Raw genomic sequence first — 26,603 nt, 5'->3', positions numbered from 1 at the left:
CAGGGTTTATTTAGCTTTAGATTGATAACTGCATAGAGTTTCTAACGCCAGCCGTGTTCATATGAATACGGCTGGCGTTTTGCTTAGTGGCCTATCTTATCTAAATGCTGGATCAGGTACATTCTTGCTTCAACGGGCGTTTCGCTATGCCAGAAGCCTCCTAAGTAAGCGACTAATGGCAATAAGAACATGATAGTTAGTAGCATAATGGTTAGTCCACGAGCAGAGAGTTTCCAACCGTTGCGAGTACTAAAACTCAGTGCCTCTTTCTTAGGACAAGCCGATACACAGCGCATACAGGCTTGGCATTCATCTGAGCGGATATTGATTTGCTTGTGCACTGAAATATTGGCTGGGCAAGAGCGGCTGCACTTATCGCAGTTCATACCTTTAGCATCAATTAAACAGTGCTCGGTATTACGTCGTATTTTTAGCGGGCTTAAAAAACTGAGTATTCCCAGTAGTGCGCCATAAGGACAGATGTAGCGACAAAAGCCCTGTCTACGCCATGCCGCTAGGCTGAGAATAATACCAAAGCAAACTAGCGTGACTAAACCTGGAGTAATGAAAAACAGTGCCATTTTTAGGTCAGCAATTTTATGATAATTACTGTTTAAATAGCCGGGAATACTCATGGTCGGCATACCGATGACAATGTATAGCAAGGCCAGCAATAGCAAGTATTTGAGCATACGCAGCGGCCAGTCTATCCATGCTGGTGGCAGTAATTCTTGCTTAATAAAGCGTGTACGAAGTTTATAGAGGTACTCTCCAGCTAATCCCAGTGGACAAGCCCAACCACAGAAGGCGCGTTTACACAGTAAACCAGTTAGTAGTACAACTGTGAGCATTACAGCAGCCGCAGGATGGTTTTTATCCCATATGCCTAAGTTAATGATTGCCTTTAATTCAATGCCGCCAGCAATAGGTAAAAAGGCATCGCCGACATCGGGACGCATTAACCAAGGAGTGATCCCCGACTTTAGTAAGGCGGTGTTGACCGCAAACTGCACACCAACGATAAGCATCGACAAAGCAAGTAAATGCTGTACGCCTTCACGCATATTGTTGGCTCGGCTCTCACCTTGAATCAGTTCAGGTTTGAACTTAGCGGCTAAGCCTGCGCCGATTGCTGCAATAGCTAATGCAACAATGAGTGGCCAATAGAGGCTGGATATTATGGCCGCAGAGACCAGCCCTCCCGAGACTAAGGCCCCCCACTTTTTGCCGCTCCAATAGATCAGGCTTACGCTGTATGTTAGCGCGAGAGCGAGGGTTAACGATTCTATAAAGCTCATAACAGTATCTGTTGGTAGTCGATTGATACTATTGTGAAACCTTTTTTAAGCAGAAGTTCTTAAATGCTGTTGAGGCTGTGCAGGAGATCAGAAAATTGACATTGTGATGGAGAAAATAGAGCGCTAGTTCACAAGTTTGGTTCCTAAGTTAGATGACCTAGGAACCACACTTTAGTGAGGGCTTATTTGCCCTCTAATGAAGCAATAAACTTATTTGATTCATCAATAGATTTGTTCATCTCTTTAATCAGACCTGAAATGTCCGTCTGCAAGCTAGCGAACTCACCTTTAATTGCGCCAATGGCTTGAGCATTAAGGTTATGCTTTAAATACAGCATATTATCTTTCATTGCTGTTAGCACTGGCTCCATCTTACTTTCTGCGCGGCGCATACTTTTAACTAACTGAGAGTATGAACGACGAGTCTCTTTTAGTTTTGACTCGCTGTTGCGACGTAGACTGGCTTTGCTGATCTCGCCAATTTCAGTTTGCCATTCGTCAAATAGTGCCTCGGCAACATCTTCAACTTTATCAATGCGATTAGTAACATCGTCAGCAGCATCTTGGGCAGACTCGTACTCATCTTTGGCTTTGTTGTAAGCGCTTTCTAGATCACCGCCGTCATGGTTGAGCAGCGCCTGCATTTCTTCTAGCGCAGAGCTAAATTGCTCTTGAGCATCTTCTTGTGACTCTTTGGCATCTTCAACGCGATCAACCATGATATCGCGCTTGTGATAACCCACTTTTTCCATTGCACCGTAATAGGCGCTTTGACAGCCGCCAAGTAGTAAGCTGGTGCCTAATACTGCGGTGGTGATCAATTTCTTCATCTTCTTTTATCCCTGAAAATTAGTGAGCTACTATGAGCGATACTTAGCTGCGTCGATAATGCTCCATAGGTGGGCAATACCGCCAATAATTGCTGGAACGATTAGCCACCAGAGTGCGTAACCAACCACAGCAATAATACAGAAAATGAGTGCGGCTAGAATACGCCCTTGAACTAATTGTCCAAGGCCTGGAAAGAAAAAGCTCGCAATAGCAGCAATAACATTGCCGGCAGATCCTTGTTGTGACATCAATTCAATCCTTATGCTTGTAAATAGAAGGTTATAAGCTTTATTGTACCAAGATAGGCATTTATAAGACTAACTTTAACAGAATCAAGAGTAACAAGTGAAAAATAACATGGTGATAAATCAGCTTCGTTCTTTTTTGTTGGGCATTTGGGCATTTGCCTTACATCTACTCAGCCGCTTTAAAGAGGATCAAGTCAATATAAAGGCCGGGCATTTGGCATACGTGACCTTGTTGTCTTTGGTGCCTATTGTTGCCGTGATGTTTTCTATGCTGTCAGCTTTTCCGGTGTTTTCTGGTATTCGCGAAAAGCTAGAAGCTTTTGTATATGACAACTTTCTACCTGCCGCAGGCGATACGGTACAGATTTACATTAATGAGTTTGTAGCTAATGCTTCCAAGGGCACCAGCGTGGGTATAGCAGCATTAATGGTGGTTGCATTAATGCTAATCTCAGCTATTGATAAAGCGCTCAATAGCATTTGGCGCACTAAAGAAAAGCGCCAAGCAGCGGTGTCATTTTCTATGTACTGGATGGTACTAACCCTAGGGCCTGTATTAGTCGGCGCAAGCTTAGTTGCTACTTCATATCTCGTGTCGTTAAAGCTATTTAGTGATAGCGAGCTGTCAGGTGTAGTGCCTTTATTGATTGAGCGTCTGCCAATGCTGTTTTCTGTGGCCGCTTTCTTACTGCTTTACATGGTTGTGCCAATTAAAAAGGTCAAGTTCTTACATGCTTTGCTTGGCGCTTTGGTTGCTGCGATGTTGTTCGAGCTCGGCAAAAAAGGCTTTGCCTTTTATGTGACGCAGTTTCCTAGCTATGAGGCGATTTATGGTGCATTAGCCACTATCCCAATCTTATTTGTTTGGGTTTATGTGTCTTGGGTGATTGTATTGGTCGGTGCAGAAATTACTGCTGGCTTGCCTGAGTATTTGCATGAGTGCCAGTTAATGCGCGATAAACGCTTAGCCGCTGATGACGCCCAAATTGAAGTAGACGCAGTCTCGCGAGCTGCTGAAAACCCTGAATCTGCTGCCGAAGCCAAAGCCAAAGTCGTAGAGCAAGCAAAAGCTGAAATAGAGGATACACATAAAGCAGAAGCAAGCGAGGGTGGCAAAGGCTAGTGCCAGATCATCAACGCAAAGCCATTCGCCGTATTTGGCTAAGTGTCGGGCAGGGGCACCAAGTTTATGTAGCGCAATATGGAAACCCAGAGGGCATACCAATATTGTACTTACATGGTGGCCCTGGCGCGGGCTGCGCTGTTGAAGATTTAGCGTTATTTGATCTATCTGTATATCAGGTTATTTTGTTAGATCAGCGCGGTGCAGGTAGATCGCGCCCACGTGGTGAGCTACAGCACAATACATTGCAGCATTTGCTAAGTGATATTGAGGCGGTAAGAAATTGGCTCAATATTTCACGTTGGATGCTTGCCGGAGGTTCATTTGGTGCAACGCTAGCCCTTATTTATGCAGCTTATTATCCTAGCCGGGTGATAGCGCAAGTGCTCTGGGGCTTGTTTATTCCAAGTCCACAGGGCATTGCCGCCTTGTATGGCACAACTGGTGCAGCGAGTGTTTTTAAACAAGAGTACCAACAATTTGTTGCACGCTCTAAGCCTCAAGCTAGCTTAGCGGAATTGTTTACAGACTATCGCACTGGGCTAACGCACCAGAGCGTAGATGTTAGGCGAGATTTTACTATGCGTTGGCAAAGCTGGGAGATGACACTTGCCTACCCAAGCCAGATGCTGGATCGGGGAAATGTCCTGTTCAGTCAGTCTTTAGCAAGCATTGAGCTTTATTATGTAGCTAACAATTACTTTGGTGCATTTGAAAAGCTATCTCAGAAATTACCATTATTTCAATGCAAAACTCACATACTACAAGGTGAGTTTGATTGGGTTTGCCCTGCCGATGAGTTGCATCGTTTTTTGCAAGGGCGGCAAAATCAGTTGCTAACAATGACTGAGATTAAAGGTGGGTATCATGCTTTAGCCGATGCTAAGATGGCAAAAGCAGTAATAAACGCCATACGGGAAATGGCCAAACAATAAACAAGGAAACATAGATTCTATGAAAAAACTTATTCTTGCTGGCTTAATAATGAGTCTAGGTGCTTGTGCTTCAACTGATAAAACTGAAACGACTGCAGCAGCTACGTTGGCACCCGATAGTGTTGATCTAGGTGGATTATCTAATGAAGATGCCACAAGTAAATTATTAGAGGCCCTTTTAAGTAAAAGCTATTTAGCCTCAAGAGCTGGCCCTAATGGCGTTGCTGTCAACTTTGATAACAATCAATTTATCCTCCAGCCTAGTATCAATCCTGACGGTATAGACCGCATTATGATGAATCGTTTTTATGCGATTCATCCTAAGTATGTTGGCAGCAAAGAGATGCTGTTTATGATTGGCACTCTTAATCAAAAGCTCAACTTTGCCAAGTTTGTTATTCGTGACAATGGCGCAGTGATCCAAGTGCAAGGCGCAGCAACCTTTGTTGATACCATTACAATGGAAGAGCTCCGCCGCTTTATTTTGTGGACAGACGAAGGTCTACGCCAAGTGGGTAAGTCGTTACCAGAAGGCGCTGAAGATGTGATCAAGCCTATTCCAGTAATGCAGAATATTCAGTCTATTTAGTTTACTATTAGGCAAAAGCAGCGATAAAAAGCGAAGCGTTTAGCTTCGCTTTTTTCATCTTTGCATGACATATTTTATCGGAGATAAGAGTACGTGATTGGCTTAATTCAGCGTGTGAGTGAGGCAAAGGTTGTTGTTGATGGTGAGACTATCGGCGAGATCGGCAAAGGCTTGTTAGTCCTGCTTGGTGTAGAGCAAGGCGACGATATCGAAAAAATGCAGAAGCTAGCCACTAAGGTGATGAGCTATAGAGTCTTTTCCGATGAAAATGGCAAGATGAACCTTAACCTTGAGCAGGCGGGTGGTAGTCTATTAGTGGTATCGCAATTTACTCTTGCAGCGGACACTAGTCGCGGTTTGCGCCCAAGTTTTTCTGGCGCAGGCACGCCAGATCAAGCGCGCGAGCTGTATAACGCATTTGTCGATTTTTGTAAGTCAAAAGGCGTGAATACCCAAACTGGGCAGTTTGCCGCAGATATGAAAGTCTCTTTATTAAATGACGGCCCAGTAACCTTTAATCTACAGGTGTAGTGCGGGTTACTATCGTCGGCAGTGACATTAAAGTTGGTTACCAGTAAAAGGAAGTGAGCATGGCAACATTGGATCGGCAAAACTTACTCGAGCAGTTGCAGCAGACATGGCATCAAACCATACCTGTTAGTGAGTTTATGCAGATCACGCCGTTGGCATTTGATGATGCTGAATTTAGCGTAACAGCGCCGCTTGCTCCTAACATCAATCTGCACCAGACCATGTTTGCCGGCAGCATTTCTACCCTGATGACCTTAACTGGCTGGGGGATGCTTTGGTTACAGCAACAGCTGGCAGAGGTAGATGGTGAGATAGTATTGGCCGATGCTAACGTGCGCTATCTTGCACCTATTGATAGTAAGCCTGTAGCTAAGGTTTGGTGGCCAGAAACTGAGTTGGCTAAGTTAGCTCAAGGTCGTCGAGTGAAAGTACGTTTAGAAGTCGAGCTTTATTGCCAAGATAAGCTATGCGCTACGTTTTCTGGTTTATATGTCAGCATGCCTAAAAGCTAACTTTTAGCTGCAAATGTTAAAAGCCTCCAAACTGGAGGCTTTTTTTATTTTGAGGTAACTCTGGATTAGTCTTGCCAGCGTTTGAAGATCAGCGAAGTATTGATACCGCCAAAGGCGAAGTTATTACTCATCACGTAATCAGTTTCAAGCAGACGAATATCATCTTTGATGTAATCAAGCTCGCCACACTCTGAGTCAACTTCGTCAAGGTTCAGTGTTGGGGCAAACCAGCCTGCATTCATCATCTCAATGCTGACCCATGCCTCTAAAGCGCCGCAGGCACCTAAGGTGTGGCCAGTGTAGCTCTTAAGCGACGAGATAGCTTGCTTGGCACCAAATACTGCATTAGTTGCCTGAGTTTCTGCAATATCGCCGCGGTCGGTTGCTGTGCCGTGAGCATTTACATAACCGATTTTATCGGCATCAATAGCGGCATCTTTTAGGGCTAAACGAATCGCGGTTTCCATGGTTTCGCTATTTGGTTGTGTCACATGCAGACCATCAGCATTAGTGCCAAAGCCTACTATTTCGGCATAGATTTTTGCGCCGCGAGCTTGAGCATGTTCAAGCTCCTCAAGCACTAATGTGCAAGCACCTTCACCTATCACTAATCCGTCACGGCCTTTATCAAATGGGCGTGGCGTTTCACTCGGTGTCTCATTTTTGGTGCTGGTGGCAAATAGGGTATCGAAAACTACCGCTTCGGTTGGACAGAGCTCTTCGCCGCCACCGGCAAGCATCAAATCTTGCTGGCCATATTTAATGGCTTCATAAGCATAGCCAATACCTTGGCTGCCAGAGGTGCAAGCACTGCTAGTGGTGTGTACGCGACCTTTAAGGCCAAAGAAAACACCAACATTAACTGCAGTCGTGTGCGCCATCATACGGATATAGCTGGTAGCGGTTACGCCAGACATATCACCGTCTTTAAGCATGTCGCCAAAGGCGACAATCGGGTCGGTACTGCCGGTGGATGAGCCGTAAGCAATCCCCATGGCACCTGAAGTAACAACAGGCTCATCAAGTAAGTTTGCGTCCATTAGCGCAAGCTCACTGGCGCGAGTCGCCATAATAGATACTCGGCCCATGGAGCGAATTTTCTTACGTTTGTAGTGACTTGGAACTTCAAAGTCAGTCACGGGGGCTGCCAAACGAGTGTGTAAGTCAGTAAATCTATCCCACTCATCCATGCGTACAACGCAGTTTTTCTTGGCTTTTAAATTGGCAGCAATAGTTGGCCAGTCATGGCCAAGGGCTGAAATGCCGCCGATACCTGTGATCACTACGCGGCGAGGGAAAGACGCCTGGCTCATACCATGCCTCCGTTAACAGAGATCACTTGGCGAGTGATATAAGCTGCATCTTCAGACATTAAATAGTTGGCCAAGCTGGCAATTTCTGCTGGTTTACCCATGCGTCGCATAGGCACTAAAGTGTTGACCATATCTTTAGGGATATCGCTAACCATGTCAGTTTCAATTAGCCCAGGAGCGATACAGTTAACGGTGATCTTACGTTTTGCCAGCTCTAACGACAGTGCTTTGGTTGCACCTATAATGCCTGCTTTTGAGGCGCTGTAGTTAACTTGACCGCGGTTACCCGCAATGCCAGATACTGACGCAAGCGTAATAATGCGGCCGCCTTGGCGAGATTGCACCATGGGCATTACGGTTGGATGGATAACATTATAAAAGCCATCAAGATTGGTGTGGACAACGCTATCCCACTCAGTTTCTGTCATCGCTGGAAAAGCGGTATCAGCATTAATACCTGCGTTTAGTACCACGCCATAGTAAGCGCCATGTTGCTCGATATCTTGCTCAATGGCTTGCTTTACGGCGGCTCTGTCGGCGATATCAAACTGTAAACAGGTAACGTTAACACCAAGTTGCTCTAGCTCAGCTCGAGTTGTGTTTGCAGCATCTTGGTTGCTATGAAAGTGCATGGCAATGTCATGGCCCGATGCGGCAAGCTTTAAAGCAATCGCCTTACCTATGCCGCGGCTTGAACCAGTAATTAATACTCTTTTAGTCATCTTGTTGCTCCCTGCGTAGTCATTGGCTGTGGTTGTTATATTGGCCGGACTACGGTCGATATCTATTATTCAAATTATTGGTTTGCGCCAGCAATATAGGCTTGAGTGTCTTGCGGTTGAAACACGTTTACATTCGCTTCAGCAACAACTTGTTGGTTATGCAAAATCTGGCAGTCAAATACCGCTAGGCCGCTGTCTTCTTGATATAAGCGTGTTACGCGAGTTTGATAGCTTTGGCCTAAATTAAACTGTGATATATGCATTTTTAGCTTGCGACTGCCGAGTAAAAAACCTACCCGAATAATGTCGTTACGCAGGTGCGCTTCGACCCCAGCTAATGCGGCAATGCTTTGTGCCATGTATTCAATGCCAACGTAATTGGGCACACCATTTAACTTGCTGTCAAAATAGGGGCTGCTGGCATTAATATCAGTTTGAGTAAGCAAGGTATCGGACTCATGGGCTAACAACTTACTGATTAAAATCATCGGATCACGATGAGGGATAAAGTTAGCTACATCTTGCTCTGCAAGTTTTGTGGCATCAAACATCTTAAGATCTCTCTTTTGAGTCACAAGGGGCGGTTAACCGACTAAAGATCACGCTGGCATTACTGCCACCAAAGGCAAATGAATTGCTCATCACATGCTGAATTTCAGCTTGCATATTGGCGCTAACTAAGGGTAAGTCAGGATCATTCGGATCCGCCTGTTCGTCCCATACTTGTGGCGGCAAATATTGCGGCATATTGTAATCACTCAATAGCAGATAGCAAAATGCTGCTTCAACGGCGCCCGCTGCGCCCAATGTGTGTCCGGTTAAGGGTTTAGTTGAGCTGCAAGCGGGTAAGTTTGATTGAAAGACTTGCTGTACTGCGCGACTTTCCATAGCGTCATTTTTCGGTGTCGCAGTGCCGTGTAAGTTCAGGTAGTCAATTTGTTCTGGGCGCAGTTTTGCCATTGTTAATGCCGCTTGCATGGCGGCTACTGCGCCTTGCCCCTCTGGATGCGGAGCGGAAATATGATGGGCGTCGCTAGACTCGCCTATGCCACTTAAAATGATATGGCTTGCTGGCTGTTGAGCCGGCTTATCTAGATTAACTTTCTCTAGGGTAAACAGTGCGCCACCTTCGCCAATATTAATACCGTCGCGATTAATGCTAAACGGTTGGCAGTGACCGCTAGAAATCGATTCCAGTGAATAAAAACCGTTGAGAGTGAGCTTACATAGGGTATCAATGCCGCCAACAATGACCATGTCGCATACACCTGCATCAATTAAGCGCTGACCACTGGCAAAAACCTTAGCGCTAGATGAACATGCGGTTGATACGGTATAGCAAGGACCTTCTAAGCCCAAATAGGCTTGCAGGAATTGACTGGTATCGCCGAGTTCTTGCTTAGCGTAATCGTAGTCTAGCGGAAACTGACCATCTTTTTGCAACTGTGCCAGTGCACTTTCGCCAGTGGCGATACCTGAGGTGCTAGTGCCAAGAATAATACCGATGCGATGACTACCATATTGCGTTTTCGCAGCAATCACGGCGGACTCGATTTGTTTGGCTATCAACAAGGTTAACTGGTTATTGCGGGTATCAAAGCGTTTAAGTTCGCTGGCTATACTTGGCAATTTAGTATCGACTTGCCCCACAAGCACTGAGCGTTCAAATAGCAGGTCATCGCGCCATTTCATGCCGTCGATATTGCCTGCGATAAGGTTGTCGCGCACGGTTTGCGGTGTTTGCCCTAATGGGGTGCATAAACCAAGATGGGTTATTGCGATAGCTGTTGCTGGATTCACTTTTAATACCACCAAATTAGGGTTAAAGAGGGCTAATATTTAGCTGAAAATCGGCCGCTGGGATCTTAAGCTTAACCTCTGCTTGCCATTGCGCTAGATTACTATAGCGAATGCTGACAAAAGGTTGCTGGCTAGTGGCTATCTCATTTAAGTCTTTTTTAGCAAAAAATAACCCGCGACACAAAGCAGCATCGCATGAGTAATGACTAATTGTAGCGCCCTCGAGATGCTGATTAATACTATTATCCGGCCAGTATATTAATTGCATTATCGCAAGTAAGTACTCAGCTTTAAACTGCTCGCCGAGCAATTGACTCTGCTCGCTAATAAGGCTTTGGCCATCATAGTTAAGGGTGAACAAGGCCTGCCCAAGTGGTGCTAAGCCAACCAAGGTCAGTTGCTGCTGGCTAAGCTCTAACTGACTGAGTAGCTCATGTTGGCTATTTTCAGTTTGAATGCTGGCTTTTTGCATCGCGCTAAGAGCTTGTTGATCATTCCCCAATACTTGTTGGTTTATTGGCGCCAAACAATAGTTCACTCCAGCTGCAAGCGCAACACAGGTTTGCCGTTCAAATGTTTGACTGCAGCCTGATAACAGGGCTAGGAGCAAGATAGGCAGGTAGCAGCTTAGCTTCGGCATAATTCTACAACCATATCTAAGCGGCGCTTGGACTCGCTAACAAAGGGATTGTTCTCATCCCAAGCGTAGCCAGCAAGGATAGAGCAAATCATCTGTTTTACTTTAGGGTCGGGATCGTCAAAGAAGATCGCATCTTGAAAGCGACAGTCGTACCAAGCTTCAACGTAAGTTCTAAAAGTATCCACACCTTTCATTAGTGGCACTGAGTATTCTTTTTGCCAATCAATATGTTGGCCATCGAGTTGTTTTACCAGTGCTTTAGTTGCCATAGCGGCTGACTGCATGGCAATGGTTACACCTGATGAAAATACAGGATCTAAAAACTCGCCGGCATTACCAAGCAGAGCAAATTTGTCGGTGGCCAATGTTGTGACATTAGCTGAGTATCCTTTAAGTAAGGCTGACTCATTAATAAGCTCGGCGTTGGCTAAGAGTTTTTCTAATCCCGGCTCTTGATTAATCATGGTGGTGAGCACGTTATTTAGATCGCAGTTAGCATCAGATGTTAAGCCTTGCAATTGTTGCTCTTTGCCAACAACACCGACAGAGCAACGGCCGTCGCTAAACGGAATGAGCCAGTACCAGATATCTTGATTGTCTGGGTGCACGCTGATAAGGATCTTATTGCGATCGAAATTAGCATCTGAGATGTTGTCTCTAATATGATTAAACACCGCGCTACGACTAGGTAGTGTTGAAGGTTTTTCCAGATCTAACAGTCTTGGCAGCACACGGCCAAAGCCACTGGCATCGAGAATAAATTTAGCATTAACTCTCAGGGTTTGATTGTTTTCGTTAGTTACGCTCAAGCATGGTTCAGTATCTATATCGATAGACTCAACGCTGTGGCCATAGCGAATATCTACGCCTTGCTTTACCGCTTCATCGGCCAGTAACTTATCGAATGTAGCGCGCTCAACTTGAAAGGTGGTGCCGGGGCCTGGGGAAAACTTATCGGTAAAATCAAACTGGGTGTATTTGTCTTGATACTTAAACGCAGCGCCATTTTTAAATTGAAAACCAGCTTGTTCAACCGCGTTTTGCATATTGGCTTGTTCAATGACGGTCATGCAGCACGGCAATAAGCTTTCGCCGATAGAAAAACGTGGAAAGTGCTGCTTTTCAAATACCACAACACGCTTACCTTGGGCATGTAATAAGCTAGCCGCAATACTGCCGGAAGGGCCCGCACCAATAATGGCAACGTCAACATTGAGGCTTGGGGCAGATTCGTACTGAACAGCGTTATCAGTCGACATTAGCAGACTTCCTTGTAAAGTTTTGAATAAAAGGCGAAAGCAAAAAGGTAAAACTAATACCCAATAGTAAGGTTAAGCCAAAGGCGTTGATGGCTGGTGTTTTGCTAAACGCCAGCAAGCCAAAAGCTAATAAAGTAGAAATGGCTGACATAGATACTGCTAACATCACTCCACGAGTTTGCTGCTTAGATTCGGCAAAAAACAGGCTGTAATCAACGCCAATTCCAAACACCAAAATTAACGCTAATGCGTGGAACAAGGTTAATGGATTTTGCAATATGCCTAAACTCGCTAAGGTTAACAGTGCCGAAAGCGCTGGCACAGCAATGACTACCGCGGCGAGTTTGTTACCAAATCGCATGGTAAAAATAAGCCCGGCAACAATCAGTGCAATGGCAAGAAAGGCTAATGTGAGCTGACGGTAATGGCCCATTACTTTAGAAATATCACCGACCTTATCAATCAGTTTGATATGCGCATTACCATCAAAAAGAGCGGCAAAAGTATCGAGCTGCTTAATACCGCCAAGTAGCACTATTGCGCCATATTCTGTGTTTGCTTGATCGCGTGAGTTATCAGCATTTATTGCTGGCAACCATAGCGGCTTAAAGCTTAAGCCAGCCTGATGACTAAAAAAGCTATCAGCGTTTATAAACTGCCTGTTACCAGCCTGATAATCGGCTACTAGCTTGGCTTTTACGCTGTCATCTAAGCTGAGTTGCGCCACAATCGAATCTAAGTGATGCAGGTAAATATCAGCCTGCAGATGATAATTCATTTGCTGACTCGCTTGGCTTGGCAAAAAGCGAGTTAGGCTTAAGTGGTTACCTATTAGCTGCTCTTGCTCAGCTTGCTGCAGAACTGGCTCTAGTTTTTCCAGTTGCTGCTTAACTTGCTCCTCAGTTGCGCCGCTGACCAATAGAAATTGGTTGTCAGTGCCGCCGCTTAATAAGCGTCGCAGTTGGTCTTCTTCTGTTTGAATCTCTATCGGAGTGTGCTGCAGCTGCCGAATATCATCATTGGCGCTGAGTAGCCATAATCCAGCTGCAATAAACAAGCTTGAACTTAGTGCGAGTAGCAATTTGGCAGCTTGGCTTGATGGGGTAAAGCGCATAAGCATAAATGCTTGGTAATGCTGAGCAAGGTTAAGTGCGCGGCTCGCATCTTTTAAAGGGCTAGCGGCAATTACTGGGTAGGCAAGTAACAAAGTAAGGTACGCGCCGAGCAAGCCTGCCGCGCAAAATACTGCCACCTGCTGCATTCCTGGGAACGGTGCTAACCCCAGCGCGCTATAGGCGATAATGCTAGTTAATAACGCCAGACTTACCGCAGTGAAAATATGCTTAATGATGTTATCGCTGCTGTCTTGTGGGTTATTGAGCCGTTCACAATAATAGTGAAAACAGTAGTCGATAGAGATCCCTATTAAACTCGTACCAAACACTAAGGTGAGTAAGTGCAGCTCACCAAAAATAACACTCGTGGCAACCACGGCTAATAACATGCTGCTACTGACAGTGACTACCGCTATGGTCAGCGGCATTATCGAGCGGAACGCCAACCAGACCAGAGTAATCACGCCAACTAGCGACAACAGGCCAATAGTCGACACCTCTCGCTTAGCATTTTCAGTCGCAGCAGCGGCATGAAAGAGTGCACCAGCTTTAATGATTTCAATGCTGTTAGCTTGCGAACTCGTTGCAGAATGTTGAGAAGTCACTGCGTTAAGAGCGTTGTCGAGTGCGGTTAATTGAGCATGTTGTGCATTCGGATTAAAAGCGCTGTCGCGACCTTTTGCCATAACGATTGCCGCATACTGTGGCTTTGGGCTGGCAGCGGATGGCGCAATATTGGCTATCAATATGCCTTGTTTAACGCTTAGTTGCTGGGATGGAGCAAGGCTGAGTAATGAGTCAGGATACAGTAGCAGAGGGTCGCGGCTAATTAGCTCGCTATTGGCATAGCTAAAGGCGTTATAGAGTTTCTCTAACGCTGATTGAGTTAGTTGCTGCCAATTTCCTTGCTGTAATTGTTGGCGCTGCTCCTCAGTGAGAAGCTGAAATCTATGTTTAAAATAATAACTATTTAGCGCACCAGCTTGAGCCATATCGGCGCTAGAGATGTCGATAAAAGGGCTAGAGTTAGATGCTGAGCCAGAGCCAGCTCCTGAGCCTAAGTAAGGCTCAGAACTTGAATTGCTATTGCCCTGTTGCAGCTTAGCCATAGCGAGCTTAGCTGCATCAATGGCCGCTTGCTCATTATCACTTATAAATCCAAGGTAAATACGGTTAGCGAGTTGCTGCTCAACCTGTGCCATAGCCCGTTGAGTTAATGGGCTTTCGCTAACTTTGGGGAGCATCGCCAGAATGTCGCTTTGAATTCTTGCACCGCTTTGCCATGCGAGCCAACCCGATAGCGCAGTCACCACCAGTAAGGTTAGCCAAATAGCAAACCTTAATTTGGCGGTTTTAGGACTTAACCAGCAGTGCAAAGTGGGCTGCATGTGAGTTACTTGGCCTCAGGAGAGTAGCGAGCCTTATCTGCATCACTAAGTGGAGACTCATCAACAGCAGAAAATTCAATGTGGCTACGATCGCCATTATCACTGAACATCACTAAAGATTGGATCTGCTGTGCGCCTGTCAGTACCAATTTCGGCATAGCTTTTTGCACCATGGCATCAAGTGGCTTTAGCCCAAGTTGCCACTGGGCAGAAGTTGGTGACGAGCTAGCATTGTTAGTCTTGGCTGGTGACATAATAAGGCTAAGCTCAAAATGTTGCTTTAGTGCGGTTATATCGCCGCTAAGCAGAGCATTCAGCAGTTTAGGCATGATATCACTCATCATGTTAGCGCTAGCTTGCTCGGCGTGGTTAACGCTGACGCGGCCTTGACTGTCGATTTGAATGAGCTGTTTATTCTTAAGGATTAAGGTGCTGGCAAAAGGCTTATTTTGCTGCCAAATAACTCCGATATTGTTAGCAAATACAAATTCACCATGACTGATTAATGGCTTTTTCAGTACTTTAAGATAGCGAGCCTGAGTGAAGTTTCCTTTTGCTTGTTCGCTTGGTGATAAGCTTTGGCTTAACTTAAGTAACTCTGCGTTAGTTGCTGGCTTGGCAAATAGCGCAGAGTAGTCAGTAGCAGAAGCACTTATTGCAGCATCGCCGATGGCTGGTACCTGCGCTGCGTAGCTTTTATTTAAGCTACCACTTGTCAGCGCTACAGCGGCGATAATGAAAAGGTTGAATACCACCAACAGCAAGAGCTTCATGCGAGTTACTCCATGCCTTGGGCGTTTTCTGGTAGCAGATGAGCTATTTTCTGTAAGAATACTTCTGGCGCAACAAAGCAGAGCTCTTGGGTTTGCATATCGACTGCAGCTTGAATGGTGTAGCCTTTGGTGATGCGTTTACCTGTTTGAGCATCAAGTACTTGGTAGTTGATCTTTAGGCGGTTTTCCCACTCAACTAACGATGCCTTTACCAGCACCTTTTGCTCAAAGGTGCTTGATTGCACGTACTTGATCTGCACATCAACAATTGGCCAGCTAAAGCCAGAATCTTGCATAGCGCGGTAGCCGTAGCCAATTTTATCCAGCAGTTTACAGCGGACTAACTCAAAATAGCGTAGGTAGTTACCATGCCAAGTGATGCCCATCGAATCGACATCATGAAACGGAATTTCGACTTCCATTTCTGTTTGTAAAATGCCTTTCATTAGTAATGTCCTTATTATTTTCCGCACACTTCCCAATAACCGTGTTGGATCTTATCCACGGTTGAGCGCAGCGTTTGTTCTAGCGGTCTATCTTCAGTTAACAGCTCAAAATCGGCTTCAACTTGCGCAAGGGTATTAGCTAAAGATGGCGTGATTGAGCTGGCAACGAGCTCTTCTTGGGCGATGCGCAGACGAATACCTTGCGACATAGCTAATAGTGCTGCAGCTGCAACTTGCTCAGTAAGCTGTAATACGCGCATACAATCGCGGGCAGAGATAGTGCCCATGCTGACTTTGTCTTGGTTATGGCATTCGGTAGAGCGCGAGAATACACTGGCTGGCATAGTGTTTTTTAATGCTTCAGCAGTCCAAGCTGACACGCCAATTTGCACCGCTTTAAAGCCATGGTTAATTGCCTTGCGCTTGCCAGTTGCGCCAGAGAGGTTGGCTGGTAAACCGTTATTGAATTTTTGATCCATTACCAACGCCATTTGGCGATCAATCAGATCGGCAATATTGGCCACCGCGTTTTTCATTGCGTCCATCGCAAAGGCAATATGGCCGCCATAGAAGTGGCCGCCATGCAGAATATGCTCGCCTTCACCATCAACAATTGGGTTGTCGTTAGCGCTGTTTAATTCTGTTTCAATAAACTGGCGCATAAATGGTAGTGCATCTTGCAGCACGCCGATAACATGCGGCGCGCAGCGAATTGAATATCTGTCTTGCAGTCTGTCGGAGTTACGTGGGTGGATGTGATGATTTAAGTCTTCACGGATCCACGCTGCAATTTGGTTTTGACCTGGATGAGGCTTGGCGGCAAATAAAATGTCGTCAAAATGGTTTGAGTTACCTTTTAAGGTTAACGAGGCCATAGCCGTTATACGGCTAGCAAGGCGCGCCATATATTGCGCTCTGTCATAGGCTAGGCAGGCTAGGGCGGTCATTACCGCAGTGCCGTTCATTAAGGCCAAACCTTCTTTTGGGCGCAGCTTTAACGGGATAATATTTAGCTCTTGGTACACTTCGCTTGTTGGGCGACGTTGACCTTGGTAGATCACATCGCGCTCGCCAACTAGCACTGCAGCTAGGTAAGACAGTGGTGTTAAATCGCCGCTGGCACCAACTGAACCTTCTTCTGGGATTACCGGTGTGATATTTAGGTTTAGCAAGGTTTCAATGCGCTGTAGCAGCTCATAAGTCACCCCTGACTTGCCAACAGCTAAAGAACTTAAACGGCAAGCCATAACTGCACGAGCTTGCATTGGCGACAGTATTTCGCCCATACCACAGCCGTGAAAACGGGTTAGATGCAGCGGTAACTCATGCACTAGATCTAGGCCAACAGTCACGGTACAAGAATCGCCGTAACCAGTAGTAACGCCGTAGACCACACCTTCCTCTTTTAAGAGGCTATCAATAAACTGCGCGCCTTTTTGAATGTAGGCGCGATACTCAGCTGTTTGATTAAGCTTAGACTTTGCGCCTTTAGCTATGGCGACCACGTCTTCAAGCGATAGGCTGTTATAGCCAAATTCTACCGACTGTGGCTGAGGTGTTGTATCTTGGGTCATTTGCTTGCTTGTCCTTTGCTATTGCAGTCATTACTGCAATCACTACTATTGGCGTGGGTTCGTTGTGCTTGCTCATCTTTACGCCAAAAATCATAAAAATTAAACCATTGCAGCGGTTCACTTAATGCATGACGCGCTAAGCGAGTGCTAAATTCATTTACTGCTTGATCGATACGTTCTGCACGGCCTGCCCTTGTGCCTTTTAAGCTGTCGGCAAAATGCTCTAAATGCACATGGTAACGACCATTTTGGCGCAGGCAGAACATGGTATACACCGGGCAGTCTAATAGGCCGGCTAATATAAAAGGCCCTTGGGGAAACGGCGCTTGCTCGCCTAAAAAGTCTTGGTAAATTACCCGACCCGCTGTTTGCGATGAGGTGCGATCGCCGGCTATTACCACCAGTTCTCCATTCTCAATTTTTTGCTGCAGTAACATTGAGGTGCTGGGCCCAAGTTCGGTGACTTGGATAAGGTTGAGTGCACTGTCTGGATTAAGTTGCTTTAGTACTCGGTTAAAGTTTTCAGCATTTTCAGTCAGCACCATCACGTTAACTTTTACTTTGCGCTGGTGGATTGAAATTGCGCGGCACAGCTCCAAATTACCTAAGTGCGATACTAGCAACACTGCACCATTTCCGGCTGCAAGCTCGTTTGCGAGCATTTCACGGTTTGGAAAGTCCACCTGTTCTAGCTTAATGCGGTCGCACCATGCGTCGATTCTATCGAGGGCTGCGTTACCAAAAGCGAAGAAGTGTTTTAGGCTGTCACGCCAACTTAGGGGGTCACTTAATTGTGGATGATCAGGCTGCTGCTGTTTTACATGCTCTAGAAACTGCAGTGATGCAGCTCTAGCAGTGCTACCAGTAATAAAGAAATACACTATTACTGGGTACATAATGGCACGGCATAACCAGTGTCCGCCAAGACGGTAACTTTCGGCGATCAGCTTGATTCCCCAGTAACTGCCGCGCTCGGTCATATTAGACCAATGCTTATTTTGATTTGAGGCGGTGAATAGCTGCTTTATCGACTGTAAAAGCCGTTTAGGTTGACGCCACAACATGCCGAAAAATAACTTGCTGTGCATTAAAGAGATCCGCACATTATCTTTAAGTCCTTGAAAATGGCTGACACCGTCTTCGGGGTAGATGACGCGGGTAGGCAGGTGAATAATCTGCACCCCTTGCCAGTAAAGACGTACTAAGACTTCGATATCAAAATCCATGCGCTCACCCAGGGCATGGCTTAAAAACAACTTTTCAGTGGCGGCAAGTGGGTAGATCCTAAAGCCACACATGGAGTCTTTAATATCAAAGCTTAAGGTTTCAATCCACACCCAGAAATGGGTGATATAGCGGCCATATAAGCGACCTTTAGGCACGGACTCATCGTATTGCGGTAAACCTGAAATCAAGGCTTCTGGCGCAGCTTCTGCTCGCTCAATCATCGCCGGAATATCATCTAAGTCATGCTGACCATCTGCGTCAACTTGCAGTGCATGGGTAAAACCATCGGCATAGGCAGTACGCAGGCCGGTCATTACCGCTGCCCCTTTACCACGATTGTATGGGTGATGCAGTAACGTCACCCAAGGATATTTTTCTGCCAGCTCGATCAATAAAAAGCGGGTTTCGTCATCGCTACCATCGTTAACTAAGTAGCAAGGTAAATTAAAGGCTGCAAGAGCCTCTAGGGTGCGCTCAATGGCGCCACGATGATTATAGTTTGGAACCACTAAAGCTAAACGCATTAGTTGCTCACCGCTACAGGATCGTTAGCGCCATTGAGGGCGATTCGACCCGACGCAAAACGTTTTTCACCATCACTATAAGCAAAGGTGAGTTTTTGTTTGGCTGCGTTATGACTCACAATCAGATCAACCTGAGTGTTGGGTAGCATGAGTTGTTGGAACTTAAGCACTTCAAGTGTCGCTACGTTAACGTTATAACCAAAGTGAGCGCAGCCAAGCTTGATAGCCCAATCGAGTTGAGTAACCCCAGGTAATACGGGGTGCTCGGGAAAGTGACCATTGAAATAGTTAAGATCGGCAGCAATATCCAGTCGCCAAGTGGCGCTATCGGCTTCGCTGGCAAAGCTAATAATGGTCGGCAGAGTTGATGTAATCATTTGCTTTTAAACTTGTCGATATCAAATAGGGCTAACATATTTGTTTGTACCCGCTTACCTTGCTGATCTAAAGGTAGGGCTTCTGGGTAGCGCCAACGTCTAGGTAAAGTTACCCGTTCAAACTGGCTGAGTAAGTGGCGCTTTAACTGATTATTTAGTGCAAGTTTACCGTTAGCTTCTAGCTGAGCCGCCCCCTCTTTAGAAAGCTCGATAGCTGCACCAAGCTGAACTCTTGGCTGTTGCAGCATAACTAACGCCGCTTTAGATACCCAAGGGTGGCTTTCTAATAAAGATTCCATTTGCACTAGTGATAGGCGTTTTTCTTCAACTTTAATAATGCGGTCTAAGCGGCCCTGCAGGCTAAATTTGCCATCGCTGTGCAATTCAATTTTGTCATCACATTTAAGCCAAGCATTATCTGGCAAATACGGGGATTTGAGCATAAGTGCGCCATCGGATTCTGCTTGAGCGATCTCTATCGATGCAAAAGTTTGCCAGCTGGCATTAGCTTGGTGTTGGCGGCGGTAGGCTATACCACCGGTTTCAGTGCTGCCAAAGACTTCGATAGGTGGTTGCCCGTAGCAATTGGCTAGCGCTTTTGAAGCGTCAAAGCTCAATGGCCCGCCAGAACTAAACACTAAACTTGGCGCGCGCAATTGCTTTTCGTTGTCTAGAGCATCAGGTAGTCGAGACAGCTGTGCAGGGCTACTGATCAAGCATAAGTTTGGAAACAAATTAGCGTAATAACTTAAGGTTTCAGGGTATTCCACTAAGTCACTTAAAAACGGACGACTTGCCGCGAGTGGCCAAAGGATCTTAAACAATAACCCATAGATGTGTTGGTGAGAGACGGTAGATATTACGCTGCAATGCGGTAAGTGCTGGGCAAAAGTATGCTCAAGCACACTGACCTCTGCATCAAGCTGGTCAATGGTTTTGACGACGCGCTTAGGCTTGCCGCTGCTACCTGAAGTAAACAACACTAGCTTGCCGTAACTTTGCACTTGTGGCCAGTTACCAGCAGGTGGGTTTTGGTCTTTATCGAGACGTAAAAAGCTTTTGCCTTCGCAGATAGGCATATTGGCCATCACGCCGTCGTACTCATGGGTGAGTTCGCTTAAGGTGCCGGCTTGAGTATTGGCTGGCAAGATCACCTGTTTACCCGCTAATAGACCGGCGCACAGACCTACTGCAAATAGATCACTGCTGTCACTGCTTAATAACCAGCGCTGCTCTTCGGATTCAATTAACTGTTGGTGTAATTGACTTACTTGCGCGCAAAAGGCTGAGCCGGTAACAATGTCGTGGTGATTAAAGCTAATCAACTGCTGTGCAACAGGCCCTTGGCTTAACCAAGCTTTTAGTAAATTCGTCATGACTTTTTTAACCAAAATGTTCGATATAACCATTCGCCACCAAGTAGCGACCCAATGAGCAAGTAGGCGATTAAGCCGTTATAGAGTGTCCATGTTTCGATGCTGGTGTATAGAGCGGTATAAAGCGCCATTGCCCCATTAAAAATGAACAGGCCACACCATATTAATGTCACACGATTTAAGTAGCCTATGGCTGCGTCTGGTAGCTCTGGCTCTTTGAGTCGAGCTAACCTTTCTATCATGCTCGGCCCATGTTTGAGTGAATAGCCAAACAAGCTCAACATGGTCAGATTTATCACAACTGGGTAATACAATAGCCAGTCATTTTGTTTTGCGATAAAGCTGCCTGCTGTGAGGCTGATACCGACGATAATAGGCAGTAATAATGCTTTTACCTGTTGCTGCTGCAGTAACAACCTAATGATTAACACAGCACATAAGCCTAAGGCGATACTGCCTGCTGGCAAATAGTGCAGCCCAAAGTAGACCGCCAGTGGATAAGCGATAACGACTATGGATGTCACTATTTGCAAAAACAGTCGCATTAGTCTTGCACTAAACCTTCAATTGCGCTGACAACGTCATTGACGGTTCTTACCGCTTTAAACTCTTCAGGCTTAATCTTCTTGCCTGTCATTTGTTGCAGCTTAATCACTAAATCAACGGCATCAATGCTGTCTAAATCAAGCTCTTCATATAGAGAGGCTTCAAGTGTGATATCGTCTGCATCAATCTCAAACTCATCCACAAGAATTTGGGTCAGCATGTCTAGGATTTGTTCACGAGTTTGCATCATTCCTCCTAGGCTCGCTGTGACTCAATAAAGCTAACTAAGCTAGCCACACTGTAAAAGTGCTGTTTTGTAGCTTCTGAGTTAGCTTCAATTTTGACATCAAACTGCTTTTTAATGGCTAAGCCTAGCTCGAGTGCGTCAATTGAGTCGAGCCCAAGGCCTTCACCAAATAGCGGGGCTGCAGAGTCGATATCATCGATACTGACGTCTTCAAGATCAAGGCAGTCGATGATCAGTTGTTTAATTTCGTTATCTAAGCTCATAAGTATCTATCTAATTGTTGTTTATAATAGTTTTCTAGGTCGCGAGTCATCTGTCTTGCCATTTTGGCGTCGCCACCTGCCGCAGCATCATAGCGCAAATATGGCAATGTTTCGCCAATTTCGATATCAATTCCAATCGTGCGTCTTGGCAGCTGATACCACTTTTGCTGTTTACTAAAGCCAACAGTATTGGTTTTTAAAAATACCGGCAAAAGATCACTACGAGTACGTAGGGTGATATTGGCTGCGCCACGGGCAAATGGATTAATTTTCTCACCAATAACGGTGCGAGTCCCTTCAGGGAAAATAATCAGGTTAGTACCGCGCTCTAATACCGATTTACAGTCCTCGAGTAACAGTTCGGCGCCGCGATTAGGTATGTAACCAGCACAAGAAACGACACCACGTAAAAATGGGTTACGCCATAGCCCTTGTTTAACAATGCAGCCGGCATTAGGCATCAAGCTTATCAGCACCACCACATCAATCAAGGTCGGATGATTTGCGGTAACTATCATGCCTTTTGCGTTACTTAAGCGGCTAATATCTTGGTATTTGACGCTGATTAACCCAACCCAACTCATCATGCGGACAAAGCCTTTAAACATGATGTGCACCGCGCGTTGCACGCGCTCAATACGTTGCTGGCGTGTACCAGGCCAAAATCTTAAAACAGGCAATATGGTCAGTGAGCTTAACAGGCCACCTAAGCCAAATGACATATAGCAAAGAGTGCCACCAACCCAGCGTGGAACATAAGCGATTCCGGTTAACTTTGGCGCTCGAGGTTGTCTGTATTCTGGGGCTTTTTCAACTGCAGCTTTAGTCACAATTAAGCTCCCAGTGCCAACCTGAAAGTAGACCCGTTAGTTGTTTTTTAGCTGCAAGGCTTGCCAGTAATTCACCATAGTTAAGCTGCTCAGCATTGTTACCAGCAAGCGCTGCAGGTGTTAGCTTGATAGTTGCTAAGGCATCTTGTTGATAATCCGCTGGCGCTAGCACAAACGCGATAGCAATAGGCCACTCAGGTTGAGATGCAAATTGACTGTAAACTTGCGGTACTGGCTCGTCGGCATACACCAGTAATAACGGCTCAGGATTGGCGTGAAGTTGAGCAAAGGCTTCAATAAAGGCCTGAGAAAAAGTATTGTTGCCAGCAGCAATCGAAGTCGAGGCAGCACGGTTATGGCTGAAAATGCTAAAGATGCCACTCGCAGTATTGTGGACTGATTGGCTAAATCCAGTAGGGGATAGCGGTGCGCCATCAACAATGTCATTTAGCAAGCTGATTGTGCGGTTAATCTCACCGTGCTGCGAAGCAAAAATGCTACGACATTGCTCGTTAGGTGCGCATTGATGTACGGCTTCAAGAATGATTTTGGTGAGCTTGCTAAGGCGTCTGCGCTGCATTGCTGGTATATGAGCAAGTTTAGGCACAGCAGGCTTTAGTGCTGGATCGTCAGAGGCTCTGTCTGGCCAATTTAGCCATTCAGAGGCTTGTTGGTAATGTGGCGACCAAGCGCCCCATGAAAGAATGCTGAACTTCAAATGCACTGCCCCAGATACGAATATCCTTTCGTATTGCCCCTACTAGTAGAAAAATTATTTGGCTTTGAAACGGCTTGTAGCTTGGCGTATCTAGGCACAATAACGTTAACAGTGGCTATTCTACATCATATAGGCTGAGTGTAATAAGCCCTTTTGCGATACGTTTGATACTAAGAAGTAGGGATTAGGTTAAATGCTGTTGATTTAACCTAGGCGCTTTAGATTAAGCGCCTAGGTATTGGAGTGGATTAAGATTGGCTTTAGTTCAGCTGCTTTTGCAGGCGACGAAGTGCTGACTTAACTTTACGAGCGTTCTCTGGACCCATGCGGACCATCAGCTTTTGCGCGTTTGGCAGTGCTTCAAGCTTTGGATCAACAAATTGGTAGTTAACACTAACACCATCTAGTTCGATTGGTTGTTCGATAATTGGTGCATCTAGCATCACTTCAATGGCCTGTTGCATTCGCTCGTCAAATGAAGTTCGGTTGTAACCTAGCTCGGCGAACGCTTCGTTTAGCAGTGGCGTTACTTTTTTGTATGTTTTCGCTAGTTCTTCATCGTTAAGGCTAGCTAAAAAGTCGGCGTATAGGTCATATCTGTGGTAGCTGTCCGGGTTGATATAGGTCTTATTGGCAATATCAGATGCGGTAAAGCTGGTGCTTGGTGATTTTAGTGGGCTCACTTTACGCGCGAGTTCACCTTGAGCTAGGTTATCAACGAATACCACAAATTGACGAATAACATTGTCTTCAATTAGAAGTGGTTCAATAGCCATGCCGTCGGCAACGGCAGTTACTTGCTGCTGCACATAAGCATCACTGTCGCCGAGTGCTGGCAGTGGTTCCGGCTCTGGCGTTGGCTCTACTTCTGGAAGTTGCACCGGCTCAGGAATAACTTCAACCACCTCAGGCTCAGGCACAGCTTCTGTTTCAAGCGGCTCTGCTGGAAGTGGGTCAGGGATCACTACAGGTGCAATAATTTGTGGCTCTTCGGCTTTTTCATTGCCGCTGAGATAGTAGTAGCCGCCTGCCGATAGCGCCACAACCGCAATGATAGCGATAATCGCTAATCCATTGGTGCCTGAACTTTTTTCTTGTGGGGAAATTCTATCTTCTTGACTGAGTTGCATGTTAACTCCTCTGCGCCAGCGCAGTGATACGACTAATAATAAAAATACAGTTTCAATCCATTTTGCAAAAATCCAACAGATTGTCTATAGGCAGAAGCTGTATTAAGTATATTTAATTTCAAAAGCTTACAAAATTAGCACTTTACGCTTGTACAAATTGTTCTCTATCACCAAGCCAGCGTTGAATAATAGCATCTACGCTCTCTGGTGCCTGCTGCATGACATGGGCAGCCAGTTTTTGAACGTGTGGTATAAGTGCTTGATCGCGCATTAAGTCAGCGATTTTCATGTCGGCAATACCGGTTTGTTTAGTACCGAGTACCTCACCCGGGCCGCGGATCTCTAAATCTTGCTGAGCGATAACAAAACCATCATTACTCTGTCTGAGTACCCCAAGCCGTTTAGTCGCTGTTGCAGACAGCGGCGCTTTATAAAGCAGTACACAGTGGCTGGCAATGGCCCCGCGGCCAACACGACCACGTAGCTGATGTAGTTGAGCTAGGCCTAAACGCTCAGGGTTTTCAATAATCATTAAGCTGGCGTTAGGTACATCCACACCGACTTCAATTACCGTAGTGGCAACCAATAAGTTGAGTTCACCGGCTTTAAAATCTGCCATGATCTGCTGTTTTTCCGCAGGTTTCATCCGACCATGCACTAAGCCGATTTTTAGCTCAGGCAGTGCACGCTTTAGCTCTTCTGCGGTATCTTCTGCCGCTTGGCATTCCAGTACTTCAGACTCTTCAATTAAGGTACAAACCCAGTAGGCTTGGCGCTTATCATTAATCGCAGCTTGTCTGACTCGGTCGATGATCTCTTCTCGGCGCTGATCTGAAATCGCAACTGTGGTGACAGGAGTACGTCCAGGAGGTAGTTCGTCGATAATTGAAGTATCGAGATCGGCATAAGCAGTCATTGCCAGCGTTCGCGGAATGGGCGTTGCTGTCATAATTAACTGATGCGGGTGAAAGCCTTGGCTAATGCCTTTTTCACGCAAGCCTAAACGCTGATGTACACCAAACCTGTGTTGCTCATCGATAATAATTAAGGCGAGCTTATTGAACACCACTTGCTGTTGGAAAATAGCATGAGTGCCTATCACAATATGCGCGTCACCAGATTCAATATCAGCCAATGATTGCGCTCTGGCCTTGCCTTTTAACTTACCGGCGAGCCAGCCGACTTTTAAGCCCAAAGGTTCAAACCATGCGGCAAAATTAATCGCATGCTGCTCGGCTAATAGTTCGGTTGGCGCCATCATGGCAACTTGATAGCCACTTTCAATTGCTTGCAGGGCTGCTAGTGCGGCAACTAAGGTTTTACCTGAGCCAACATCACCTTGTACTAGGCGCATCATTGGTTCGGCTTTTTCTAGATCGCGGCCAATATCGGCAACCACTCTTTGCTGCGCACCAGTGGGTTTAAATGGCAACGATGCTAAAAATGGATTCAGTAATTGACCTGTGGCATTCATGCTCACTGCATGGTCGCGATTACTGCGCTGGCGCAGGCGTAACATACTCAAGTTGTGGGCCAATAACTCTTCTTGAATTAGCCGTTGCTGAGCAGGGTGAGTACCTTGCTCTAACTCAAATAGTGAGACTTGATTATTAGGGCGATGCAAAATTTGCAGCGCCTGCTTCAAATCTAAATTATTGGGTTGCAAGTTGGCGGGTAGTAGCTCAGATAAACCACCATCATCTAGCATAGCTAAGGCTTGCTCAGTCAGTTTTATCCAGCTTGCTTGCTTTAACCCTTCGGTAGTTGGGTAGACTGGCGTAAGTGTGTCGCTCAACTGCAGATCTTCACCAGCGGCAATTAGCTTGTATTCTGGATGAATGATTTCAACGCCATGGTTACTGCGGCGGATTTCACCATAGGCACGAATAGTCATGCCTATTTGCAGCCCATTACGCTGAGCAACAGAGAAATTAAAGAAGCGAAGAGTCAGGCTGCCGCTATCATCGCGCACGGTGCATGTGAGCATGCGTTTGCGGCCTTGAATAATCTGGCTTGACTGGATAACGGCTTCAATGGTGCCGTAGCTGCCGGGATAGAGTGAGGCAATAGGGTAGACTTGAGTGCGGTCCTCATAGCGCAGCGGCAGATGAAACAACAGATCTTGCACTGTTGTTATACTCAGCTTTGCTAATCTCTCGGCCATCTTTTTAGCGACGCCTTTGAGAGCTGTAATAGGGACGAGGTCGAGTCTTTGCAAAAGGTTAGTGCTCAAACACTGTAAATTTATACATATATTATCAGAGTTAT

The 26,603-nt window shown here is 45.9% G+C and carries 28 protein-coding genes; 5 read left to right on the top strand and 23 right to left on the bottom strand.

Annotated features, from left to right (window positions below; all coding sequences use genetic code 11):
- Positions 1 to 83: 83 nt before the first annotated feature.
- The 3 genes from L2740_RS05825 to L2740_RS05815 form a co-directional block, all read right to left on the bottom strand.
- Positions 84 to 1,298, bottom strand: coding sequence for a 4Fe-4S binding protein (locus L2740_RS05825; protein ID WP_248949161.1), 1,215 nt, complete (start codon positions 1,296 to 1,298; stop codon positions 84 to 86).
- A 182-nt stretch (positions 1,299 to 1,480) separates the two neighbouring features.
- Positions 1,481 to 2,128 (bottom strand): DUF2959 domain-containing protein, encoded by a 648-nt coding sequence (locus tag L2740_RS05820; RefSeq protein ID WP_248949160.1) that lies wholly within the window; start codon positions 2,126 to 2,128, stop codon positions 1,481 to 1,483.
- Between the two features lie 30 nt (positions 2,129 to 2,158).
- Positions 2,159 to 2,377: a hypothetical protein gene (locus tag L2740_RS05815; RefSeq protein WP_248471800.1), complete on the bottom strand. Its 219-nt coding sequence runs from the start codon at positions 2,375 to 2,377 to the stop codon at positions 2,159 to 2,161.
- A gap of 109 nt (positions 2,378 to 2,486) precedes the next feature.
- Between L2740_RS05815 and L2740_RS05810 the strand changes: the two genes are divergently transcribed.
- The 5 genes from L2740_RS05810 (at position 2,487) to L2740_RS05790 (ending at position 6,067) form a co-directional block, all read left to right on the top strand.
- On the top strand, positions 2,487 to 3,500 hold the full coding sequence (locus L2740_RS05810; RefSeq protein ID WP_275974069.1) for a virulence factor BrkB family protein: 1,014 nt from the start codon (positions 2,487 to 2,489) through the stop codon (positions 3,498 to 3,500).
- Positions 3,500 to 4,435, top strand: a complete 936-nt coding sequence (locus tag L2740_RS05805) for an alpha/beta fold hydrolase (protein WP_248949158.1) — start codon at positions 3,500 to 3,502, stop codon at positions 4,433 to 4,435. The genes L2740_RS05810 and L2740_RS05805 overlap by 1 nt, the downstream gene beginning before the upstream one ends.
- Positions 4,436 to 4,454: 19 nt before the next feature.
- Positions 4,455 to 5,024: a hypothetical protein gene (locus tag L2740_RS05800; RefSeq protein ID WP_248949157.1), complete on the top strand. Its 570-nt coding sequence runs from the start codon at positions 4,455 to 4,457 to the stop codon at positions 5,022 to 5,024.
- A 93-nt stretch (positions 5,025 to 5,117) separates the two neighbouring features.
- The gene (dtd, locus tag L2740_RS05795) at positions 5,118 to 5,555 is read left to right on the top strand and encodes a D-aminoacyl-tRNA deacylase (protein WP_220780483.1); all 438 of its coding nucleotides are present in this window, start codon (positions 5,118 to 5,120) and stop codon (positions 5,553 to 5,555) included.
- A gap of 59 nt (positions 5,556 to 5,614) precedes the next feature.
- The gene (locus L2740_RS05790) at positions 5,615 to 6,067 is read left to right on the top strand and encodes a thioesterase domain-containing protein (RefSeq protein ID WP_248949156.1); all 453 of its coding nucleotides are present in this window, start codon (positions 5,615 to 5,617) and stop codon (positions 6,065 to 6,067) included.
- 65 nt (positions 6,068 to 6,132) lie between these two features.
- Here the strand turns inward: L2740_RS05790 and L2740_RS05785 are convergent, their stop codons facing one another.
- The 20 genes from L2740_RS05785 to recG form a co-directional block, all read right to left on the bottom strand.
- Positions 6,133 to 7,380, bottom strand: coding sequence for a beta-ketoacyl-ACP synthase (locus L2740_RS05785; RefSeq protein ID WP_248949155.1), 1,248 nt, complete (start codon positions 7,378 to 7,380; stop codon positions 6,133 to 6,135).
- Positions 7,377 to 8,102: a 3-ketoacyl-ACP reductase FabG2 gene (locus L2740_RS05780; protein ID WP_248949154.1), complete on the bottom strand. Its 726-nt coding sequence runs from the start codon at positions 8,100 to 8,102 to the stop codon at positions 7,377 to 7,379. Before L2740_RS05780 ends, L2740_RS05785 begins: the two co-directional genes overlap by 4 nt.
- A 74-nt stretch (positions 8,103 to 8,176) precedes the next feature.
- On the bottom strand, positions 8,177 to 8,653 hold the full coding sequence (locus L2740_RS05775; protein WP_248949153.1) for a hotdog family protein: 477 nt from the start codon (positions 8,651 to 8,653) through the stop codon (positions 8,177 to 8,179).
- 1 nt (position 8,654) lies between these two features.
- Positions 8,655 to 9,902, bottom strand: coding sequence for a beta-ketoacyl-[acyl-carrier-protein] synthase family protein (locus tag L2740_RS05770; RefSeq protein ID WP_248949152.1), 1,248 nt, complete (start codon positions 9,900 to 9,902; stop codon positions 8,655 to 8,657).
- A 22-nt stretch (positions 9,903 to 9,924) separates the two neighbouring features.
- Positions 9,925 to 10,542 carry a DUF3261 domain-containing protein gene (locus L2740_RS05765; protein ID WP_248949151.1) on the bottom strand — a complete coding sequence of 206 codons (618 nt, stop codon included), beginning with the start codon at positions 10,540 to 10,542 and terminating at the stop codon, positions 9,925 to 9,927.
- Entirely contained in the window at positions 10,530 to 11,801 is a 1,272-nt protein-coding gene (locus L2740_RS05760) for an NAD(P)/FAD-dependent oxidoreductase (protein ID WP_248949150.1), read from the bottom strand. Before L2740_RS05760 ends, L2740_RS05765 begins: the two co-directional genes overlap by 13 nt.
- Complete coding sequence (locus L2740_RS05755) at positions 11,791 to 14,304, bottom strand: MMPL family transporter (RefSeq protein WP_248949149.1); 2,514 nt, start codon at positions 14,302 to 14,304, stop codon at positions 11,791 to 11,793. The genes L2740_RS05760 and L2740_RS05755 overlap by 11 nt, the downstream gene beginning before the upstream one ends.
- A 5-nt stretch (positions 14,305 to 14,309) precedes the next feature.
- Entirely contained in the window at positions 14,310 to 15,077 is a 768-nt protein-coding gene (locus L2740_RS05750) for an outer membrane lipoprotein carrier protein LolA (protein WP_248949148.1), read from the bottom strand.
- 5 nt (positions 15,078 to 15,082) lie between these two features.
- Complete coding sequence (locus L2740_RS05745) at positions 15,083 to 15,523, bottom strand: acyl-CoA thioesterase (RefSeq protein WP_248949147.1); 441 nt, start codon at positions 15,521 to 15,523, stop codon at positions 15,083 to 15,085.
- A 14-nt stretch (positions 15,524 to 15,537) separates the two neighbouring features.
- Positions 15,538 to 17,097 (bottom strand): HAL/PAL/TAL family ammonia-lyase, encoded by a 1,560-nt coding sequence (locus L2740_RS05740; RefSeq protein ID WP_248949146.1) that lies wholly within the window; start codon positions 17,095 to 17,097, stop codon positions 15,538 to 15,540.
- Complete coding sequence (locus tag L2740_RS05735) at positions 17,094 to 18,848, bottom strand: glycosyltransferase family 2 protein (RefSeq protein WP_248949145.1); 1,755 nt, start codon at positions 18,846 to 18,848, stop codon at positions 17,094 to 17,096. Before L2740_RS05735 ends, L2740_RS05740 begins: the two co-directional genes overlap by 4 nt.
- Positions 18,848 to 19,225: an ApeI family dehydratase gene (locus L2740_RS05730; RefSeq protein ID WP_248949144.1), complete on the bottom strand. Its 378-nt coding sequence runs from the start codon at positions 19,223 to 19,225 to the stop codon at positions 18,848 to 18,850. The genes L2740_RS05735 and L2740_RS05730 overlap by 1 nt, the downstream gene beginning before the upstream one ends.
- On the bottom strand, positions 19,222 to 20,601 hold the full coding sequence (locus tag L2740_RS05725) for an AMP-binding protein (RefSeq protein ID WP_248949143.1): 1,380 nt from the start codon (positions 20,599 to 20,601) through the stop codon (positions 19,222 to 19,224). Before L2740_RS05725 ends, L2740_RS05730 begins: the two co-directional genes overlap by 4 nt.
- Entirely contained in the window at positions 20,598 to 21,146 is a 549-nt protein-coding gene (locus L2740_RS05720; protein WP_248949142.1) for a COG4648 family protein, read from the bottom strand. Before L2740_RS05720 ends, L2740_RS05725 begins: the two co-directional genes overlap by 4 nt.
- Positions 21,146 to 21,394 carry an acyl carrier protein gene (locus tag L2740_RS05715; protein ID WP_248471821.1) on the bottom strand — a complete coding sequence of 83 codons (249 nt, stop codon included), beginning with the start codon at positions 21,392 to 21,394 and terminating at the stop codon, positions 21,146 to 21,148. Before L2740_RS05715 ends, L2740_RS05720 begins: the two co-directional genes overlap by 1 nt.
- Before the next feature lie 8 nt (positions 21,395 to 21,402).
- Positions 21,403 to 21,657 carry a phosphopantetheine-binding protein gene (locus L2740_RS05710; RefSeq protein ID WP_248949141.1) on the bottom strand — a complete coding sequence of 85 codons (255 nt, stop codon included), beginning with the start codon at positions 21,655 to 21,657 and terminating at the stop codon, positions 21,403 to 21,405.
- Positions 21,654 to 22,421: a lysophospholipid acyltransferase family protein gene (locus L2740_RS05705; protein ID WP_248949392.1), complete on the bottom strand. Its 768-nt coding sequence runs from the start codon at positions 22,419 to 22,421 to the stop codon at positions 21,654 to 21,656. Before L2740_RS05705 ends, L2740_RS05710 begins: the two co-directional genes overlap by 4 nt.
- Before the next feature lie 58 nt (positions 22,422 to 22,479).
- Complete coding sequence (locus L2740_RS05700; protein ID WP_248949140.1) at positions 22,480 to 23,211, bottom strand: beta-ketoacyl synthase chain length factor; 732 nt, start codon at positions 23,209 to 23,211, stop codon at positions 22,480 to 22,482.
- 254 nt (positions 23,212 to 23,465) lie between these two features.
- Positions 23,466 to 24,335 carry a DUF3014 domain-containing protein gene (locus L2740_RS05695; protein WP_248471825.1) on the bottom strand — a complete coding sequence of 290 codons (870 nt, stop codon included), beginning with the start codon at positions 24,333 to 24,335 and terminating at the stop codon, positions 23,466 to 23,468.
- Positions 24,336 to 24,477: 142 nt separating this feature from the next.
- The gene (gene recG, locus L2740_RS05690) at positions 24,478 to 26,553 is read right to left on the bottom strand and encodes an ATP-dependent DNA helicase RecG (protein ID WP_248949139.1); all 2,076 of its coding nucleotides are present in this window, start codon (positions 26,551 to 26,553) and stop codon (positions 24,478 to 24,480) included.
- Positions 26,554 to 26,603 lie beyond the last annotated feature (50 nt).

Origin of the sequence: Shewanella pneumatophori, from assembly GCF_023283895.1 — a bacterium.
Classification (GTDB): Bacteria; Pseudomonadota; Gammaproteobacteria; order Enterobacterales; family Shewanellaceae; genus Shewanella; species Shewanella pneumatophori.
This window is presented reverse-complemented; position numbering and strand designations above follow the sequence as displayed.